This is a genomic window from Paenibacillus sp. Soil522 (assembly GCF_001428245.1).
Classification (GTDB): Bacteria; Bacillota; Bacilli; order Paenibacillales; family Paenibacillaceae; genus Pristimantibacillus.
Genome location: NZ_LMRV01000051.1, coordinates 12,426 through 32,767, shown reverse-complemented (window position 1 = coordinate 32,767; position 20,342 = coordinate 12,426). Strand labels below are relative to the sequence as shown.

Here is a 20,342-nt window from a genome sequence, read left to right as displayed (position 1 = left end):
GTTTGTATCGTCATGTTTTATTTCTGGGGTCCAGCCAACATTCGTCAAATTGTTGGCGCTACCCCTATAGGCATTAACAGTAGAACGGTACCGACTACAAAGCCGTAGAAAAAGATCCTTGTATTATCTTTGCTCATTGTTAAAGCCACCTTTCCAAGACTGCCGCTGCTGTGTAACAAAGTGTAACGAGATGCCCCGATAGTTTTTGTTTTTTTATACTGTGGCTGTGTCACCTTATCCGGTACTTCAATATATGAGTGTGATACATCTTTACCTTCTCACTTTTCGAATGTAAATGTCTCAACGATATTTTCAAATTCCTCTTTTGATAATGGTGGGACGTTACCATGAAATTCATAAATATGCTCATTGCCGACATAAATGATATTTCTAAGCTCGGAAATATTAGTAGCTCGGACATATGCTGATTGTAAGGCATATTTATAAATCGTAAAATCACCTTTTGTTTCCTTGGTTACGTCCTCAAAAAGTTTATTATCCGCTTCTTCAGATGAGAGTTTTCGTTCGATCTCTGAATCCAACCATTTTTCCACACCCTCTTCAGGGATAGCATGTGTTCGAAAAGAGATATATTTTTCGGTGGCACTTTCTTGCAAAGTACTATCAGTGATTTTATCCCATGATGCAGGATATTGAATAGTCCAACCATCTTTACTTTGATATTTCAATAATTCTGAAGGAACTTCCGTAGGTACCTCGCTTTCAATCGGATGACTCGTTTCTACAGGAACATCCGTCGGTTTTACTTCCGGTTCGATGTTGTTCGTACAAGCCGATAAAAACGTAAAGGTTGCACATATTACAACGATGGTTAATAACGTCTTCATTCCATTCCCCCACTTACAAATTTTATATTAATTAGACGATTTCAATAAGGATATGGTTGCGTTAAGTAGAGTAAAGAGCTGGGGATCCAGCCCCTCCTCATCAAACCGTACGTGCAGTTTTCCCGCATACGGCTTTCCGACGTTCTTCATCCAGGGCAGTACGGTTTTTCCATGTGCATAATGTTTTCAGTCCTGTACGTTGAAGCAGAAAATGCATCCCTGACCAATTCTGCTTACGCTTCCTGTGTTTGTTATTCCAGAACAGTCTTAATCTCCTCAGGATATACCAGTCTACTTTTGAAAGGAACCGGTTTGCCATACTTCGATCCACATCCAGATGAGGACGTGCAGTTTTCCCGCATACGGCTTTCCGACGTTCTTCATCCAGGGCAGTACGGTTTTTCCATGTGCATAATGTTTTCAGTCCTGTACGTTGAAGCAGAAAATGCATCCCTGACCAATTCTGCTTGCGCTTCCTGTGTTTGTTATTCCAGAACAGTCTTAATCTCCTCAGGATATACCAGTCTACTTTTGAAAGGAACCGGTTTGCCATACTTCGATCCACATCCAGATGAGCGTAGAAATTACGCCATCCTTGGATCATAGGATTCAGCAGMTCGACCATTAGCTTTAACGGCCAGTTTAATCTGCCTCTGGCTGCCGTTTCATCCTTCACACGATTGCGCATCTTCTTCATTGCTTTCTTCGATGGAAAGCTTCGCAGTCGATACTTTGTCCCGTTTTTGTGGAGGTAAGGCATCTTCCGATGATGAAAGCCAAGAAAGTCGAACCCGTCCTGGTTCTTCCAAAGACATACTAGCTTTGATTTGGACGTGTTCATGGTCAATTCCAGTTTCCCAAAGATCGCTTTAAGGGTACGAATCGCCTCGAGCGCCTGCGGTTTGTATCGGCACAGAATGACAAGATCGTCGGCATACCTTACCAGCTTTCCGAGATGAGAAAACCGTTTTTCCCATATCRTATCAAGGTAATTGAGATAGATGTTAGCCAAAAGTGGAGAGATTACGCCGCCTTGTGGGCTGCCGATCTCCGTTTTGTGCCATACGCCATCCTTCATTACACCTGCTTCAAGCCACTGTCTAATTAACTTCAGAATACGCCTGTCGCAGATGCGTTCTTCGACCAGTTTCATCAGCTTRCTGTGGGAGATATTATCGAAGTAGCCTGTAATATCTACGTCGACCACCCAGTTGACGACACCYCAATTGATGCTTTCTCTGATGCTCTTAATAGCCTGATGAGCCGATCGCTTGGGGCGAAATCCGTAAGAGCAATCTTTGAAATCCGCTTCGAATATGCCTTCGATCACCAGTTTAGTTGCCATCTGAACAGTCCGGTCACGGATTGTTGGAATACCCAAGGGACGTGTCTTTCCGTCCGGCTTCGGAATCTCTTTCCGTTTGACCGGAAACGGTCGGTATTCCCCATTCATAAGCTGTTGTCTGATCTCTTCGATGAAGGGTTCTTCGCCAATCTCTCGAACGATGAATTGGATCGTTTGTCCATCAATGCCGGCACTGCCGCGATTTGTTTTCACTCTTGCCCATGCTTCTTGCAGGATATCTTTCCGGAATACTTTGTCGTACAGTGCATGGAACTTACGCTTGGGGTTTTCCTTAGCCGCAARATAGAGGGTATTTTGGAGTTGTCGAGCGTTTTCATTGGTGGCGTTAGCCGTGTATTCGGCATTCACTTGCTCTTACCTCCTTGATATCCCGTGAACGAAGTGGGGTATTGCCTTTCGGCGCCCTTCCCTCCCCGGGGTTATGTTGTCCGCCGGATCATTGGTAGTATGGCCCCCTCCGACTCCCTTCCCGCAGCTCGCCATTTCACCTTTGGGGCTTATAGGTTTGCTCGTTACGAAAAAAAAAACTTCGTGCGGGGTAGGGTCTCCCTAGTTCCAGACACAACTGTCTCTACATGCCGATCCCTTTACACCGGAGGGTTCTTCTGCGCTGCATTCCAAGATCTTCGCGCGTTCCATGGCCTTCGCCGAAAAAAAAACTTCGTGCGGGGTAGGGTCTCCCTAGTTCCAGACACAACTGTCTCTACATGCCGATCCCTTTACACCGGAGGGTTCTTCTGCGCTGCATTCCAAGATCTTCGCGCGTTCCATGGCCTTCGCCGKGGCAGTCGTGGCTCGGCTCCCTCTTATCCCCTTCRGGTTCACTTTCACGATGCGGTAGGATTCATTTTCATTACGGCCTGCAGATTTGCTTCACCGCGTAGAACGCGACTTTTCACAGGGCTTCAACCGCCGGATTTCGCCGACGTCTGCCTGCTAGCTACGGGGCGGCTTGGTCCCTACCCCGACTGAACTTGCATCAGTAAGTTGTGCCTAGCTTGGCTAGGCGCGCACTGCCCGTTAGCTTAACGCCCAGCAGTACATCTGTACAAAATATCTCATTTTATGAAAATGTTATCGCTGCATGCTAAATGCACACAAGATTTGCTTCACCGCGTAGAACGCGACTTTTCACAGGGCTTCAACCGCCGGATTTCGCCGACGTCTGCCTGCTAGCTACGGGGCGGCTTGGTCCCTACCCCGACTGAACTTGCATCAGTAAGTTGTGCCTAGCTTGGCTAGGCGCGCACTGCCCGTTAGCGGAGTGAGGGGCTGCCACAAGGCAGCCCCTCTGATGTTTAACTATCGTACCGAGGGAGTTGAACATCAACTCTATTCAAATTCCCCATCTTCCCACATATGAATCCCCATGCACAAACCATCTCCGTCTGGAGCCAATTCGATTTCTTCAAGATATTCTCTTGTATTCTGGTCAAATACTCTTGCTATCAGCGCAAATTCAACTCCATGGTCCTTATCGATGCTACTGTCAATAACACCATCTAGTAGCATCATGAAACCGTACAAAGTATCACTAATAGCTTTTTCAGCAGCAAGTCTTTCCTCTACAGAGCAATTAGAAGTAATCTTCTCTTTTGCGTATCCTTTAACGTTTTCCATAAGGGTCTTACCAAAGAAATGCCCCATTTTAATCCATCTGGCGTGTTCATCAGTTGGCCACTCTTTGTAAATACCTTCAGTCATTTTGCAACCTCTTTCTCCTATGTATTGAATGTAGTCAGTTCCCAATACGTATCAGTTTTCTAATCTTGGTAGCCATCTCAGGCTGGCTACCCTACGTGTCTTTATTGAGCTCTTGTTACCAGTTAGCTCAATCGCATATTGCATGCCTATTTTCTCCGTTTTACAATCCTATAGACTACGAATCCCAAAAATACTATTAATATCAAGGTTATAACCTGAATTACCGCCGTACTTAGTTGAAAATCCAATTGTATTCCACCTTTGATTCCATTTAATTCCAATACGTAAAAGTTAATAGGTTTGTTGCGCAATCCTGCCAGTTAGTTGAGAAAACGGCAGCCACTAAATACCGGCTGCCGTATCTTCTTGTTTATTGCTATCGTACCCGTTAGTCATTCATGCCGCTCACGTGACACCACAGATTATGGAAGTAATTGCGTTCTTCCATGGGAACTTAATGTTAATCTCTATAAATTAGATCTTTTAAACTTCTTTCATTAATTCCATTTTGAACAAACTGGAAATTCCTGTCCGTCAATCTTTGTACTCGGTCGATTATTTGTCCTAAATGATATCCAGTGTGTTCGACTAAATGATAAATATCAAACATATCGAGGTTCTTTATATCCTTGTTCCCTTCTATATAACCAGTCATGACTTCTCTCCATGAATTAAAACGTTCAGTTATAAGTTGGATTAAGTCCGATGAGGAAGCAGCAACTTCATCAGGAAAGTAATTTTCTATTCCGCCCTCGACTTTCCCACTATTTGAATATTTGATGACATGCCGTTGAATATGCTGTCCTACATGTAACACGATGCCGCCAATTGAATTAAGCGTTTCTTTCTCATGTTTCCAAAGAACTTCTTTATCCACGCTATCCAAAGCTATCTTCAATTTAGGAAGGTAGTGCTCGTACATTCTAAATATCGAAATGCGTGTAAATTCAAGTAGTTCATTGCCCATGAACAACGCTCCTTTTTAATAATATTTATTCAATTTTCGGTTGAAGTATCCTGCCCGTTCGGAAAAATTAAAAACGGCTGTCGAGGGCAACCGTTATTCCACTATCGTACCCGTTAGTTGAATTAATGAGTGCTTATATGGCAGTTCTGAGTTGGATTATTTTATTATTCTTACTGTTCCTATTAACGCCATATCCGTATATATAGATTCCTCAATATTAGGAAGCAACCTGTAAATTGATTTATGTATTATATTTTCAATTTCTTGCTTAATAGTGAAGTAGTTTTTCCATGAAATTGGTGAATTGGAATTGATTCCATTTCTAATGGCAGCCGATACAATTCGCTTTTCTATTGTTGAAAATCCCTTATCATCTGCTAATGCATCACATAATCTAATTAGTTTGTCATAGATAGTCCATTCAATTTGATTTAGTATCTCACTTAATTGTATTTGTACGTGCAAGGGGATTTCCTTCCAACCATTAATTACCTCTAAGTCTGTTGATGGAATTTCATGCGTAACGCAAACATTAGCAGTTCCCTCGAAGCCCTTATTAATCATAAATAAATAACCATCCAGTGAATGAACGACTGACGGGGTAAAACCTACATACCGACCAATATCATGTAATAGTCCACTTGTATAAGCTATATTTGGGTCAATTTCGTATCCTGCCTTTAGTAAATCTATTGCTATATATTCCGCCGCTTTTGCCACGTTTATTGAGTGTTGAACCCAAGTTCCAGGATTTAATATTGCTGCTTCATTTAACAATTGCTCTGCATATAATCTATCTTCAACAAACTTCATTTAACCAACTCCATTTTCTTTTATTAGCCCTTTTCCAAATAATAACACAAACACAATATTTCAGTTACTGTTGAGCTAAACTGCCAGTTACTTAAATGAAACAGGGAGCAGCCGCGTCGGTCTGCTCCCTTATCTGATTGAACTATCGTACCCGTTAGCGTAACGATTCATTTTCAACAATATCATCGTAAGCATCGCCAAGTGATTCAAAATCCTCTTTCAGCCAGTACCATCGTTCACCTTTATTTTTAACTAACTGATTAAGCAACTCAGTAAATGATTTAGCAATTACAGGACAATCTCCCAAAACTCCATGTCGATCCCAAAAACTATCGTAGCATTTCCCCGATCGCTCTTGATGTAAATCAATTGAAATATAGTCTCCATTCCCGTCATGGCCAACTATAAACCAATGAGAAGATATGTCCTCATCAACTTGTTCTCCTACGATGACTGGATTGGATAAGACGAACTCGTTAGGAGGGACAATTTTGCTGATCCGTTTGTACCAATCCATTTGGCGGAATCACTCTGCAGTTCGGTAAGCTCGCTATCTGTTGTAATAACGCCTCTATATCCTTCAGGCTACATCGTTCCTCTCTTAGATTCTGCTATCATTGTGTCCCGTTTAATGTCTGACTCTTTAAGTACTGACATCCTTTATCAGTTATAAATATATTTTTTTCTCCATCATACTGAATGTATCCTTCTCTTAGTAGGAAAGTTCTTGCGTTAATAATTCGATTTTTATATGTATATTGCCTTCCGCATTTAACCATCTCTTTCATGTCTTCCATCGATAGCCCAAACAAAATAACTAAATTATTTATTATTCCATCTGTAGTGTAGAGTTCTCGATCATTTAGTATCTGAAGGAACGGAAGTACGAAATCCCTATAAGGGGGGATGCTAGACATTTTAGTTCCTCATTTCAATAAAATTAAACAGCATCCTCCGTGCTTCATTGAGCTATCGTTCTCCGTTAGCCATCCATACCGCTCATAGTGTTTCCAGAAAGTTAAAAATTTCTGTTCTTGATCAATCACATACATTACGGTGTATAATAAGAACAAATGTTCTGACTATGCACATACCTCAGGAAACGCTATTGTCGGACGACAAGAACTTGTACTCATTGTATGTATGTAAGGTTATAGCTGGTGTTTTTCCACGAGTTGATTTTCCGCATTGCTATTGACTAATGATCCATTAATGTGAACCTGAAATCACCGTGCCTTTATAGGAGAAACCTATTCTCAGTCATTATTGTATTCACAACTTGATCTTTACTTAAATTTGTTGTATCTAGTATATATTTCTCTTCAATGTTCATTTCTTTCAATTCATTCAACAGGATGATCGCCCTCTCACCCATTCTTTCATGTACATCTCTGTTGCTATCTCGCTCTCTGATCGTATTTTCATCAGCCATTAGTACCGTATATTTTATGGGAATATTTTTTTCCTTGAACCTGTCTACAATCCGTTTCGTTTGCTCGGGAAAAATAACATATTCTAGAACAACGGATATATTTCTAATAATGAAATTTTCAGTAATTGCCAATATATTCTCCCAAAATAAATCAATATATGTGCCGTCATCTTCCCATGGCACTACGAATCCGCCGACAACCATAAGGTAAATATAATCCCCTTGAATGAATGCACTATTATTCATCTTACTTGCAATCATTCCTGATATTGTGGTCTTTCCGGCGGCGCATGGACCTGTAATCACATATATTTTAGCATGATTGTTACTCATATTAATTCCTCCCTAATCCTTTTCCTTTGATGCCATCAACAACAGTAGTTTAACACCTTTATCGGATAAAAAGGATAGAGAAAACAATTATATGTAAGTTCTCTGTTCCTTATTCAGTTCTCTTTTGGTTTGATCTTGAACGAATAAACCTGAGGAGCTTTGGCTTTAACGGCTTAAATTGCGTATTACGTCGCCAATACCTTGAAATTGTAGCCCTGTTGTTCTTCTAACTAGATGTCTTATTGTCGTGTTTCCGAGAAATCGACCAAGTTCTTGTCGTACATCTATAAACGGTACAAGTTCTTGTCGTTCGACAGCTATAGGAGCCAGTAGAGATGGACGCATTTAACAATCGTCCGAATAATTGACCGGAGAAGGCACGACGATTAAAACGATAACAAAATTCATCTAGATACGTTTGTAGGTATTTTGTTCCGAGACCGTGATAAGTACCTTCGATATAGGCTTTTGCATTGCTGATAATGGTATGCAGCCATTTCAAAAACTTGTTCTCATCTTCTTTGTAAAAGTTTTTGGAGATGTGCTGATAACCAATCGTTTTAAGTTGCTTATACGAAACATGACCATCGGATAGTATGGTCCAGCCTTTTTTAATGCAGGCTTCGACTACACGATGAATTTCTTCGATGGTTACGTTACTGATCACTTGCATTCGCAAATGACGCGGTCGGCCCATATCATCCGTTGAGAGGGCAATGGCAACTTTTGCTTTGGTTGTTCCACGACCATCGGTCCCCTTTTTCCGTCCGCCAAAGTAAGCGTCATCCATTTCAACGAGTCCAGACAGCTGGTAGTTCGCATCGCGTTGCTTCATCGCTTCTCGAATTTTTTGAAGCAACCGTGAAGCCGTACGATAGTTGATATCTAAGACATCGGAAAGTGAGAGCGCGGAACGTCCCCCCGCTTGTCATGTACAACAAGATAGATCGCCCAGAACCATGTTAGTAATGGGAGCTTGGTTTTGTGCATGATCGTACCTGCAGTCACGGAGACCTGATGGCAACATGATTTACATTCAAAAAGGGAACGTGTCTGACTGGTCGTGATTACATTTCGGACAGTTGAATACATTAGCCCATCGTTGAGCTGCTAAATATGACTCACAATCTTCTTCCGTACGGAATTCTTTTTGAAATTTCGTTAATATCACTTTTTTGCTGTTGCCATAAATACACCCTCGTTACTTCAATGGAAATGGGAGCAGCTACCGCGGCGGTCTGCTCCCTGATCTGATTGAACTATCGTACTCGTTAGCGTAATCAAGTGATCTTTTTCAGGGATCGTGGACTATTTTTATATATAAAATTTCTTTTCATTCCCAAAATGGTGTACCTGTAAATAAAAAGTCTTCCCTATTTGCATACCTGCCAAATTCACGAGACGCAGACTTTTGCACATGCGTCGGTAGCCAGTTATTCGCGTCAGGCAGACCGAGAGCGTTCCTTATCACAATTAGCCGTAATGCAATAAATAATCCTTCTATTTGTGCCACATAATCATTCGGTAGCGGAAAGTGCTTTCCATACCAATCAATGTATTGCTGTCTGGCATTGGGGTGAATAAAAAAGAATGTGATGGCCAAGTCAGTGAGAAAAAAACCGAATCCACTCGCGCCAAAGTCAATGGGATTTGCAACCCCATCTACAAACACGATATTGGGAGGAACGATATCACCGTGCAATACGCCCCAATTCAACTTGTTTTTAGGCAGTGTGTCGAGCATGGCCATTGCTCTTTCCCCAGCGGCTTCAAGTATCTGAACATCATGTGCATCTAATAATCCCTCCCTCACCTCCTGCTTGAGCAAGTCCAGAGCAGTCCGTATGCGTGCACTATTAATCGTTGGACGGATAAAAGATGAAGGGGGCTGCCACTTACTGGCATGGTGGTGCAAAGCTGCCGTCATTTCAGAGGTGGATTTCAATTCTTGTTCATTGGTAAAGTATGGCTTTTGATCGCCTGCCACCCAACTGAGCATCGTGCAATTCATATCGCCCATCTGCGTAACATACGATCCTTGCTGATTGCGTTTTGGTACAGGGAGGGTGAGGCTAGTATCACGATTAAGCGCATCCAGCCATACCAACTCGGAATCCAGCACATCTGGGCTCATCCATATCTTTTCAAGCGTACTGCTTTTAGATTCGTGAACACGCAGGCTGTATAATAACCCACGATTATCTTCAATTTTGAACACCGCAGCACCACTTTGAGCTATTGGCGATACGGATACAACGTTTATATCGTACTGTGCAAGCGCATGCTGCGCAATGATTGCATTATCCATTCTGTTCACACTTTCCATAGGAATTCGCCCCTAACACTAAGGTAATGATATACTACGCCTACGACTCACTTTTTTTAACGATAGGGATCCAAATTTCCGTTTCATACATGTTGTTTCCCCTATCGTAAACCATTTCAAACTCGGGGGCATTTACGAGTGCGTAATTACAGGTCGGAAACCATTCCCCCCAAATACGCTTCCACAATTCAAGAAGACCACTCTGTCCGTCTGGGTTGATGCCGGTTGAGAAAATTGCGTAGGTTTGAGGTGAGATATGAAGCTTTTCAAACCCTCCCTGCAGGCCACTCTGAGGTAAAAAATAACCGATCATGTAGGAATAATTCTTGCCTTTGTTGTATGTTATCCCATGAATCTGACCATTTTCACCCAATTCCGCTGCAGTACGAATTCGATCAACGGTTCCGTCGGAAACACACTTAGTCCAAAAAGCGGGTATTTCAATAAACCCATCGACACTGACCACAGTCGATACGCCGAACATTTCAAAAGCTTGTTTTTCCTCGATTTTGTAATTCATCTCTACATCTCCTCGAATCGATATATGAAAGGATAACCGAGGATAGGCCTTTAGTGCCACGCCTTTGTCGCACGCTGACTTTGGCATCGCACCGTGCATTTTTTTGAACGCTCTAGAAAATGCCTCTGGCGATTCGTAACCATACTTCAAAGCGATATCGATGACCTTTACACCGCTTTGTTGCAGTTCAAATGCGGCAAGAGTCAGTCGTCTGCGCCTAATATACTCTGAAAGCGGCACACTGGCTATGAACGAAAACATCCGCTGAAAATGGTAAGTTGAGCAACAGGCAATTCTAGCCACTTGGTCGTAATGAATTGCTTCAGACAGGTGTGTTTCTATATATTCCATTGCGCTGTTCATGCGATCCAGCCAATCCATACAGACCATCCTTTCAAGATTAATTATAGGGGATAAAGAAAATTGAAACCTTGCAATCCATGCACCGAAATATCATGGTTGCCAGTATCTAAACGCAGGTTTGAGCAAGTGATAATATGACTCCTTTCACCATACTATACTGCCTGTTAGCTTAACGCCCAGCGGTACATTCTGTACAAAAAGCATTATTTTGTGAAGAAGCAAAAGGAGCTGCCACGGCAGCTCCTTCTTCGTTTGTATAGAGTCCTTCATTGAACTAACTCGTACCCGTTAGCTTAATGTTTGCTCCGAAGCGTGAATCTGCTGCGATCACAAATCTGAGGGTTGACGGCGCTTATCCCTCGACCATGTTTTCGACAATGCGTTTGAACTGTTTTTCGGTCAATTTCCCTGTGCCGCTAGTACTCATGCTAAAGTGTGTATCCTGCCTTTCGTCATACCACACTGCATAAAAATAGTCACGCTGCACTTCCTTGTTATCGAAAATATAGTCCTGGCTTCTGCTCCAGTAAATGACCTCAATGCCTTCAATATTTATTTTCTCATAATGATCATCCGCTGTGAGTGTGCTTTCCGCCATAATCATGCCTTTTGCTGCATGGATTCGTAACTGTATGTTACCTTTCTCAGAATAGCCCTCATAATAAAGTTCCGACATTTTCGCTTCCGTCCACGGTACTTGTTCTACGAATAAATCCTGCTCAGGCTCGGCTTCTGCTCTCTTTTGAAATAACTCCTGCAACCGAGAATACTCTTCTGACTTTTGATCGTAATACTTCATCGGAATGTTCGGCATAACGCTCCCTTGAGTGAATTTAAATCCAACCGGCAAGTTCGTTGGCTCCTTGATTACAGGTGCTGATGTGCGAACCATGAGCTCCTTAAACTCGTTATACGTGGAGTAAATAAACGTATGGTCTACATACTGTATGGCCGGATGACGATCACCTTTGACGTAATATGCCAGAACTTGCCCTGGTTGAATGATTTCCAATACCCGTTCTCTATATGTAGGTTTCCGCCCCGGGTTCCCCGTCGGGACCAGTTGGATTGCCGGTGCTTCGGTCTCTTTTACATGGAATTGAATTTTCAACTCTCCCGCACGATTGCGAATTTCAATGTATTCACTCACCGCATATACCGAAGCAGAGGCGATCAGTATGATGAATAATGACATTACAAAGACCAAAAATCGGGGAACAGGTTTGAAGCTTCGCACTCTTCCGCCTGCATTCACGGCAGTTATACGGGTCATCACTCGTTCTGTAATATCGACTTCGCCCAACCGATAATCTGGTAACGCGTATTGCTTTATATCTTCAAATCCAACGTTTTCTTCTTCTCTTCCCATTTCTCATCCTCCCGCCAGTCTTGCAAGATACGTCTTACTTTTCCCTTCATCCTGCTTAGTCTTTTCTTAAGTGCTTCCGGTTTACAGCCCATGATTTCACTCAATTCCGAATATGTTCGTTCCTCAAAAATATACATGATGAGCAACGATCGATCTTCCGGGGACAGCAATGTGAGTGCAGTCGCTAATTGTGGACTGAAAAGTCTCTTATCCATCTCTTGCTCCGGACTCTCCACCACGACTTCAGGCTTAAATAATCGGTGCAACAGACGAAGCTGATATTTCCGTTTGCGCAACAGGTTTAGACAATGTCGATATGCAATTTTAAATAACCATGATGAGAAGCTTGCTGTATGTTGATATTGCCCGATGGATTCGAACGCTTTGATGAAAATATCTTGAGCAGCATCCTCAGCGTCCTGCCGGTTTCCTAATAAACGCAAGCAGTAGCGATAGATTGATTGCTGATAAGTCTGAACGACAGCTGCATACTCGCTTGAACAGCCATTCTGCACATTAAAAATCATTTGTTCTATGGTGTGGTCTCTCGCTGGGATCCCCTCCCTTCATGAATTCAGTCTATTACTTATATAACACACGAACATGGTTAAAAGGGACATAAACCGATATTCTACCCGTTAATCCAGAAAAGGCTGCCGGCAGCCTTTTCTGAATGTTTATTGAATGCTATCGTACCCGTTAGCGTAATCGTCAGATGTCCAATGAAACAAATTCCTCCCCCATAATTTTTTACACGTAAGCGTCTATACATATTTTTTTCATAATGATAACGTACCCTTCGTAGACGGAATAACATCGCCTGTTATCCTAATTGCTTTCTTCAACGCATCGCCGAATGCCACGAAAATTGCCTCATTTATATGGTGTGTATTTCTGCCGTATTCCAAATTGATGTGCATGGTTATCCCGCTATTATGCGCTACAGCGAGAAAAAACTCTTCGGTTAATTCGGTTTCAAACTCGCCTGCTCGTGTTGACGGCATTTCCACGTTAAACACTAAAAAAGAGCGATTAGATATACTCAAATCCACTAATGCTAAGCTCTCATCCATAGGTATACGCGAACTACCATAACGGTTTATGCCTTTTTTATCCCCTATAGCCTTTTTGATTGCTTGCCCCAAGCATATTCCAATGTCCTCAACCGTGTGATGCCCATCTATCTCTAAATCACCTTTGCAATCCACATTTAGTTTTATTCCTGCCCTAAAAGCAAAAAGCGTGAGCATATGGTTAAAGAATCCAATTCCCGTGTTGATGTTGCCTTCACTGTATTCATCGAGATTAAGCTCCAGTTTAATTTCTGTTTCTTTTGTTTTTCTGTTAATTAATGCCTCTCGCACCATAACAAACTCCCTTCTTAACTGAGGTATTGCCTTTTGGTATTGCTAGCCGAATGAATTCGATTAAGACCACATCCTTTATCACTTTACTTCTCTAATATATTACCGTGATAAAGTGATAATGTAAACTTATTTAAATCGGTCAGCCACGCTAAACTGCCCGTTAGCGCAACGACGGCAGCCGATCGTTCTGGCCGGCTGCCGTAATGTCATCATTGTGCTATCGTACCCGTTAGCTTAACAAAGAAATGAGTAGCTGCCGTAGTAAACTGCTTTTTGTATATAATTCGCTTAAAAAGTCGTGCACAGTTAAAATTAACTTTTATTTAAAAGTATCAGTCTTTTAGCAAAATAGTTCTTTTCAATTATTCTTTTCACTAAACCATATTTATTTGTTTCGAATAGGTTATCGTTTTCTACTGACAGGATAGTTATGGGTTTATCTGTTGTCGTAGTTCCTTGTTGGATACATATTATTAAATTTGAATGTACTTTGTTTGACTTTTTCAGAGGTTCGGAGTTTGAATGGATGATTTCCCCTTTAATATTAATTCTCCCTTCCTCATTACGCCACCATTTAAATGTTTCGATTTCGGAGAGTGACCAATTTAGGGATTCTATCCACCCTTCTCCGGATTCAAGAAAATAAATTATCTCATCACTTGTTCCCGGTGCAAATAAAGCATCTGCAGACCATGCTCCGACTATTTCATCCATATGTTTAAACCTCCATAGTTATCAATTTTTATTGCCCGTTAGCTCAACGAGGCTGCCGTTCCATGCCGGCAGCCTCGTCTAATTGTTTATGGAGCTAACGTACCCGTTAGCGTAATCATAATATTATTTGAGCCATAATTACTGTTATATGATGAAATAATTAAATAATATATCTATCTCACCGATATCTGGTTCTTCAAACTTCTCCTCGTATTGACCGACCGGCGCTGCCGTGGCGTTGTCGATCGCTTAGTTTCAAGCATGGAAAATTTCAAATACAGCATCGAGCATTTGGATAAATCTATACGGATAAAATACGAAATATATTGGAAAATACCAATTGAAAGTTAGCGGCGGCATAGGGCTTTATTATTGCGTCCTATACCGCCGCTGCGTTCTTTTAAGGAACAAAAGACAATGCGCGTTGCGAGTGGTACTCGGCGAGCCCTTTTGCAAACTGCTGGTCGGGGAATCCGCGATGGAGCAGCTTCAAACCGCCTGACGTGAGCGAAATATGGTGATGAAGCCGATAGAATAACATCCGGTTCGGATCAAGAGCATCATTTTTCAGATAGCGATAGTGGTCCCGAAACCGGAACTCCAGAAAGCTGTGCTCATGCTCGATATCAAAGAACGAGGCTCCTTCAATATCGATCAAATAAGGCTCCAAACGCTCGTTGACCAATACATGATCGGGTCCCAGCTCTCCGTGTATAAATCCGTACCGGCTTCGAGGCTCGATTCGAGCTTCAAGCTCATGCAGCGTATCCAACAGCTTGCCTTGATTAGCACGGATACTGTCAATATGCTGAGCGGCATATGACAACTGTACCGCAGCATTGTTCAATTGTTGAAGGTGACACCCGTCCGTATTCCTGCCGATTCGATCCAGCTTGCCATAGGCTTGCCTTTCAATCGCATGCATGCCCGTCAGTATTTCCCCTAGCCGCTCGAACAGTTGATGCCGAACCTGTGAATCCGAATGCTCAAAATACGCTTCCGCTTTCTGCCCGTCTATATACTCGACAAGCGCATAATCGAACGAATAACGGTTTCGTTCCTTATTTAGATCATAAAGAGCCGGGGTTCGAATGCCTTTTTTCGTTAAAAATGTATGGTTCAATTCGAATAGATGACTGCCGTAAGACAGCTCATCTAGCGTATCGTTCCTAATTTCTTCTTGAAAATAATTGTGCGTCAGATCCCAGACATACAGTACGCATGAAAATCCATTGCCGCAGTCGATTTTATAGACAACCTTCTGTGCTCCGCCGTGCATTTTCGATACATACGCAACAACATAGCCAGTCCCCAGAATCTTCCCCACATACTCCTGAAGATCGGTCTGATCAAGGTGACACTGAAATTCCAACATCCATCGCTCCATTCTATCGGTTTTGCCGGCTTCCCTACTATAGGGCTATTTTCGAAAAAAATATAGACTGTTTCTCTACGCTCTGCTATGATGTTGAATAAGGTCTCGGCAAAAATAAGCATACGAAAACATAATGAAAAGCCTTTGGAGCTCGACTCCAAAGGCTTTTATTATAATGGCTCTGTTATATTACAATGTTGATTTCCTTTTCCATAAGGTGGTAAATTTTAACTATCGTACCCGTTAGTTTAGTTCCGTGAGTTGAACAATTGTTGCGTGGGAATTGCTAAAAACAATCCAACTTCCCCGCCCTCATAGTATATCAAGCCAAAACACTTTTTTTCTCAAGTATTTGTTTTATTTCATCCATCAATCTTTCATATCCTCCTAGGATTGGCTGATCAGACAGACGTTTCAATTCACTTTGAAGAAGAGTTATATAAGCAACATCGAATGCTTTCTCTTGCTGAACTTCGAGATCAGGAAGAACTCCCACTCCCTCCCAATTGCCCTTGGTTATAGGATTTATTGCACGACCATTAGGGATAAACACTTCAAACTCCCTGTTTATTCTATGAATTTGTCCCGGATGAGCCCCGCCCCCAGTACGTTCCCCAACAACAATCGCTCGACCTATTGACTGTAAGTTGTAAGTAAACTCCTCAGCGGCTGAGAATGTTTTTTGGCTCGTTAATATATAAAGTGGCTTAGTACCACCGAATCTCTTTCCAGGAACATAGGGTAGACTCCAAAACTGCTGAGTTTCATCATTTTTCCTTCTATAGAAACTATTTAGATGCGTTGGAGATGGTTCTAGCAAATAGCTCGAGAGGAATGCTACCATGTGCGGAGAGCCGCCGAAATTTTTCCGTAAATCAATTATCATGCAGGATGTGTTTGCAAGGAAAGTCATTGCGCTAGAAACCGTTTCGCCAGCATGTTCAGGCGGTAAAAATACTTGGAAGTCTAACAATCCGATATTCCCTGGTAACCGCTCGACTTTGGTGAATCCGTAGTTATCCAACCTCACCATTGTTAAGAAATTATCGTGATGTACGTTATTATCCTTCTGAGTATTCTCTACTTGAGGTTTTTCCGTGCTATGCCGTATTTGTAGATGCTTATCCTGAGAAAGGTTCTGCAACTGCGATGTTAACAGTTCTGCAAACAATGTGTGGTCATTGATATCTTCGTATTCGCGGTCATTTAATCTTTGGGTAAGGTCACTTCGAATGTTAGCAGCCGTTTCTGGAAAAACATAATTTTCAATTACTAATTCTATTAGTGTCTTCATTGTATCGGTCTTAAAGTCGTGGTCCATTATCGTCCCTCCTGTGTAATATCATTTACTACTAATTTCGATACTTCTAATCCATTTCCTTTTTCTGTATTTTCAAGTTTACCTGCTTTAAGTAGAGGATATATATCAAAACGTAAACCGGAAAAATCCCGCCGTTTATGCTACGCGGCGGGATATCTTTTTTGTACATGAAACTAAATTAAAAAGTGGGTAGGTTATCTAAGTTGTTCCCATCAAATCCGTCCGGTTCACTGCGAATGATATCGCGACCGTATTTATGGAATACATCCACATGCGCCAAATTTCCACTTTTCGCTTCGTTTAAAGCAGTTACATAATCGAGTTCTCTACCGGAATCAGTTTTAAACGCAATGATATCACCTTCTTCATTTTTCCGAACAGCTACAATTTGTTCCTTATCCGGTTCAATTTTAATTTCTTGAGCAGCTCTTTGTTGACCTTCTTGGCGGTATTGGTTGTAAATTTCCTCGAAGTTTAAATTATTATTGTTGGAATTGAAGTTTGGCATACACTCACCTCTACAGTACATGATTCTCTCTTGGTTAATGAACATATACCTTTTCCTGAATAATGTAATTTTCCAACCAGCCCGTTAGTTGAATAGTAACGGGGGTTCAGGCTTAATATCTTACGTAGTCTGACCCCGCTATACCTGGTAGATAATACGATTGTTACGCTTTCTAGCAGTTTCAGAGTGGATACTCCACCACCTACATCATGGCCTCAAGACGTTGGAAATCGTGGTGACCGACATCAACTATAACGTTCAGTCCCAGGCGGCTGTGCGCAGCAATAGCTTCATACATGGCCTGATATAGTTTCTCGTATGAGCAATAGGCCACCACCACGTCATTCATATTGGATGTATCTCATTCAACAGAGAACCTCGACGGTAAATCCGCCCGGGGCTTCGACGTAGAATGTCCAACCATGCGATCTTTTTGGCGGCTCCACATCAAACCCATCATCTTTCAAGCGTTGATTTATCTCGTTCACCCGCTCTTCACTCTCCTGAATGAAGCCGATATGAAAGGTCTTGGGATAGCTGACTTGAGCACTTTTCATCAAGGTAAGCACTAACCCGTTGTCGTCAAATAGTACAGCGAATGAATTACCGCGAGTATCCCCGGTTTTTAATTCGAAATATTTCTCCAAGAACTCTCGAGCCGCTTTAACGTCGTTGACCGTGAGATTGAGGTGGTTTAGTTTCATAGGTTACACCTTCTCTTCTTAATGATTTATTCCTTATTCTACCACAAACCAAATGCGTGATTTACCACGTTAACCTGAACGAAGGGCTGCGGCAGTTCTTCGGCATTGAACTATCGTACCCGTTAGTTTAATGCTTAATCTGTCTCCTCCAACTTTCTATTGATATAAACTGTTTTCGTTTTTTGATCCCAGTCTACGATGCAACCAAAACTATCGTACCCGTTAGTTTAATGCTTAATCTGTCTCCTCCAACTTTCTATTGATATAAACTGTTTTCGTTTTTTGATCCCAGTCTACGATGCAACCAAAGGTTTGAGCGACCAATCGAAGCGGAACATAGGTAATTTTGTTTTTAATAAACGGCGGATTCTTTGCTTTTATCGTTTCGGCTTCAATCATYACTTTCGTATTGCCAACTGTAAAGTAGGCCGTTTTCTCATTGCTTTCGTAGATAATTAAATTGTCTAGTGTACCCGAAATATAACCAAATTTAAGCACTGGTGTCTCGTTAAATGCATTAGATGGAAATATAACCAAATTTAAGCACTGGTGTCTCGTTAAATACCCGAAATATAACCAAATTTAAGCACTGGTGTCTCGTTAAATGCATTAGATGGAACAAAGACTACGCCTTTTACCATGAGCGGCTTATATTGATCCGTTACGRCTTTRCCATTAACCACAACATGTATGCTTGTGGCTGCATGAGATGTACTGGAAAAAACAAACATGATAATAAWACACATAAGAAATGCAAATTTATTTTTCATTACGTTTGCTCCTYAATAGTTATTTTAACTGGAAACCAAAAACGCCATTAAGWTAGAAATCATCAAAACTCGCATTTTACCCCCCTCTTTTGTTAGACGTTCAGCTCAAAGAATAGGTTCCAATTTTTATGATGTGGCTGCACTATAGTTCCCCGTTAGCTCAATCGCGTTCTTCATTCAACAATGATCTCTTCAACRCTAGAGACATCAGGGTTATAAAAGAAAATCTTGTTGCTTATGATGTGAAGGTAAAAAGTTTTTTCGTCGCTGAGCTTTYGAGTCGTATGGTCGACAAGGTTTATTCGATACAATTTCTTGCTATATTCTGAATAATTACTGTAATAAAGCCAGTCACCTTGCACGTTAATATTGCGAGCATCGTGTGAGTCGTATGGTCGACAAGGTTTATTCGATACAATTTCTTGCTATATTCTGAATAATTACTGTAATAAAGCCAGTCACCTTGCACGTTAATATTGCGAGCATCGTGGTCCGAGATTTTGGTTAATGACGTTCCATCTGTCCCCATTGAATAAAGCTGCTCATTTAAATTAWAAAATAATGAACGCTCCTTTACGTCAACCCACGCGATGTAGCTGCCATCTACCAATTTCTTTTTATTGCTACCGTCAGCATCCATAACGAATAATTTGCGACCATCAATTGTATAAAAAATTTTCCCACCAGATACAGCTAAACTTGATACACCATACTTTTCAAGCAACACTTTTGATGTGCCATCAACCTTCATGCGATATAGTGGTTTAAACATAGAGCTGCCTTCCGTGTAATAAATCCAATCCCCCACAACACTTACCAAGTTAAGCCCAATTCCAAAGTCCTTTAGAAGCATCTGATTTGACCCTTCTAAATCGGATTTATAAAGCTTGTTGTCGCTTGTATAATAAAGCTTTTGGTTAACAATGTTAATATAGCCCACATACTTCTCATCACTGACTTTTTGGCTATAAGAGCCATCTATCTTTTCTTTATACAGTTTGCCATTGTCCCGTTGATTATTGAAATAAATCCATTCTTTGTCGGTCGCATACCAGCCACTGTTGTTTAAGTTACCAATGGAATTTCCACTGGCTGCATGGGATTGTTCTGAATCATCCGTCGTTCTGATCGATACACGATGGCTTTCGTAATTTACGGATGCTCCTAACGCTTCAGATAAAAAACGAAGCGGTACCAACGTTCTCCCCTTTATTAATTTTGGAGCAGCTTTAAGCGAGAATTGCTCCTGATTTTTTTTGACGATTGTAGAGCCGATGYTTAACGTGACCGTTATGGCTCCTTTCGATAAGGAAATCTCGTTGTTCTTCCAAAATGTTATTTTRCCCCCTAGTYCATCCACTATAGAACGGATTGGGACAAAAACCATTCCTTGATCAATAATAGGCTTTACATCAAAATTCATTACATGATCATTTACAATAACGATGGTAGATTGGTYATCAGCCGAATTTGCATAACTCGTCCCCGAGCTTAGTAAACAAAAGGACAAGGGAAGAACGAAAGCCCATTTCCTCAATATAA

General features: G+C 41.5%; 21 protein-coding genes and 2 pseudogenes. All 23 read right to left on the bottom strand.

Annotated elements, in window-relative coordinates; all coding sequences use genetic code 11:
* Window positions 1-278 precede the first annotated feature (278 nt).
* Complete coding sequence (locus tag ASG81_RS16935; RefSeq protein WP_056636567.1) at window positions 279-848, bottom strand: hypothetical protein; 570 nt, start codon at window positions 846-848, stop codon at window positions 279-281.
* A gap of 100 nt (window positions 849-948) precedes the next feature.
* Window positions 949-2,562: a group II intron reverse transcriptase/maturase gene (ltrA, locus tag ASG81_RS16930; protein ID WP_081417400.1), complete on the bottom strand. Its 1,614-nt coding sequence runs from the start codon at window positions 2,560-2,562 to the stop codon at window positions 949-951.
* Window positions 2,563-3,546: 984 nt separating this feature from the next.
* The gene (locus tag ASG81_RS16925) at window positions 3,547-3,918 is read right to left on the bottom strand and encodes a hypothetical protein (RefSeq protein ID WP_056636565.1); all 372 of its coding nucleotides are present in this window, start codon (window positions 3,916-3,918) and stop codon (window positions 3,547-3,549) included.
* 460 nt (window positions 3,919-4,378) lie between these two features.
* On the bottom strand, window positions 4,379-4,885 hold the full coding sequence (locus ASG81_RS16920; protein WP_056636563.1) for a hypothetical protein: 507 nt from the start codon (window positions 4,883-4,885) through the stop codon (window positions 4,379-4,381).
* 156 nt (window positions 4,886-5,041) lie between these two features.
* Window positions 5,042-5,698, bottom strand: a complete 657-nt coding sequence (locus ASG81_RS16915) for an HD domain-containing protein (RefSeq protein WP_056636561.1) — start codon at window positions 5,696-5,698, stop codon at window positions 5,042-5,044.
* Between the two features lie 154 nt (window positions 5,699-5,852).
* Window positions 5,853-6,228, bottom strand: a pseudogene (locus ASG81_RS16910) (SMI1/KNR4 family protein).
* 84 nt (window positions 6,229-6,312) lie between these two features.
* Complete coding sequence (locus tag ASG81_RS34035; RefSeq protein ID WP_056636558.1) at window positions 6,313-6,615, bottom strand: winged helix-turn-helix domain-containing protein; 303 nt, start codon at window positions 6,613-6,615, stop codon at window positions 6,313-6,315.
* A 320-nt stretch (window positions 6,616-6,935) separates the two neighbouring features.
* A complete protein-coding gene (locus tag ASG81_RS16900; protein WP_056636556.1) occupies window positions 6,936-7,463 on the bottom strand; it encodes a hypothetical protein in 528 nt (175 codons plus the stop codon).
* Between the two features lie 316 nt (window positions 7,464-7,779).
* Window positions 7,780-8,634 (bottom strand): annotated as a pseudogene (locus tag ASG81_RS30985) (IS1595 family transposase); the annotation flags it as partial.
* A 162-nt stretch (window positions 8,635-8,796) separates the two neighbouring features.
* Complete coding sequence (locus ASG81_RS16890; RefSeq protein ID WP_235548909.1) at window positions 8,797-9,789, bottom strand: phosphotransferase enzyme family protein; 993 nt, start codon at window positions 9,787-9,789, stop codon at window positions 8,797-8,799.
* 40 nt (window positions 9,790-9,829) lie between these two features.
* Entirely contained in the window at window positions 9,830-10,690 is an 861-nt protein-coding gene (locus ASG81_RS16885; RefSeq protein ID WP_056636550.1) for an AraC family transcriptional regulator, read from the bottom strand.
* A 334-nt stretch (window positions 10,691-11,024) separates the two neighbouring features.
* Complete coding sequence (locus tag ASG81_RS16880; RefSeq protein WP_056636548.1) at window positions 11,025-12,041, bottom strand: hypothetical protein; 1,017 nt, start codon at window positions 12,039-12,041, stop codon at window positions 11,025-11,027.
* Complete coding sequence (locus ASG81_RS16875) at window positions 12,002-12,556, bottom strand: RNA polymerase sigma factor (RefSeq protein ID WP_235548908.1); 555 nt, start codon at window positions 12,554-12,556, stop codon at window positions 12,002-12,004. The genes ASG81_RS16880 and ASG81_RS16875 overlap by 40 nt, the downstream gene beginning before the upstream one ends.
* Before the next feature lie 264 nt (window positions 12,557-12,820).
* Entirely contained in the window at window positions 12,821-13,405 is a 585-nt protein-coding gene (hisB, locus tag ASG81_RS16870; protein WP_056636610.1) for an imidazoleglycerol-phosphate dehydratase HisB, read from the bottom strand.
* Window positions 13,406-13,720: 315 nt separating this feature from the next.
* Window positions 13,721-14,122, bottom strand: a complete 402-nt coding sequence (locus tag ASG81_RS16865; protein ID WP_056636544.1) for a hypothetical protein — start codon at window positions 14,120-14,122, stop codon at window positions 13,721-13,723.
* Window positions 14,123-14,522: 400 nt separating this feature from the next.
* On the bottom strand, window positions 14,523-15,449 hold the full coding sequence (locus ASG81_RS16860; protein ID WP_056636608.1) for a phosphotransferase family protein: 927 nt from the start codon (window positions 15,447-15,449) through the stop codon (window positions 14,523-14,525).
* A 370-nt stretch (window positions 15,450-15,819) separates the two neighbouring features.
* Entirely contained in the window at window positions 15,820-16,818 is a 999-nt protein-coding gene (locus ASG81_RS16855; protein WP_056636543.1) for a S41 family peptidase, read from the bottom strand.
* Window positions 16,819-16,996: 178 nt separating this feature from the next.
* A complete protein-coding gene (locus ASG81_RS16850) occupies window positions 16,997-17,326 on the bottom strand; it encodes a DUF3892 domain-containing protein (protein ID WP_056636606.1) in 330 nt (109 codons plus the stop codon).
* A gap of 202 nt (window positions 17,327-17,528) precedes the next feature.
* Entirely contained in the window at window positions 17,529-17,675 is a 147-nt protein-coding gene (locus ASG81_RS32845; RefSeq protein WP_235548907.1) for a phosphotransferase-like protein, read from the bottom strand.
* A 16-nt stretch (window positions 17,676-17,691) separates the two neighbouring features.
* Window positions 17,692-18,030: a VOC family protein gene (locus ASG81_RS16845; RefSeq protein ID WP_056636541.1), complete on the bottom strand. Its 339-nt coding sequence runs from the start codon at window positions 18,028-18,030 to the stop codon at window positions 17,692-17,694.
* Between the two features lie 234 nt (window positions 18,031-18,264).
* Window positions 18,265-18,528, bottom strand: a complete 264-nt coding sequence (locus tag ASG81_RS34030; RefSeq protein ID WP_056636539.1) for a copper amine oxidase N-terminal domain-containing protein — start codon at window positions 18,526-18,528, stop codon at window positions 18,265-18,267.
* 445 nt (window positions 18,529-18,973) lie between these two features.
* Window positions 18,974-19,162: a DUF5050 domain-containing protein gene (locus tag ASG81_RS34025; RefSeq protein ID WP_442952897.1), complete on the bottom strand. Its 189-nt coding sequence runs from the start codon at window positions 19,160-19,162 to the stop codon at window positions 18,974-18,976.
* On the bottom strand, window positions 19,099-20,337 hold the full coding sequence (locus tag ASG81_RS16830) for a DUF5050 domain-containing protein (RefSeq protein ID WP_056636535.1): 1,239 nt from the start codon (window positions 20,335-20,337) through the stop codon (window positions 19,099-19,101). Before ASG81_RS16830 ends, ASG81_RS34025 begins: the two co-directional genes overlap by 64 nt.
* Between the last annotated feature and the right edge of the window lie 5 nt (window positions 20,338-20,342).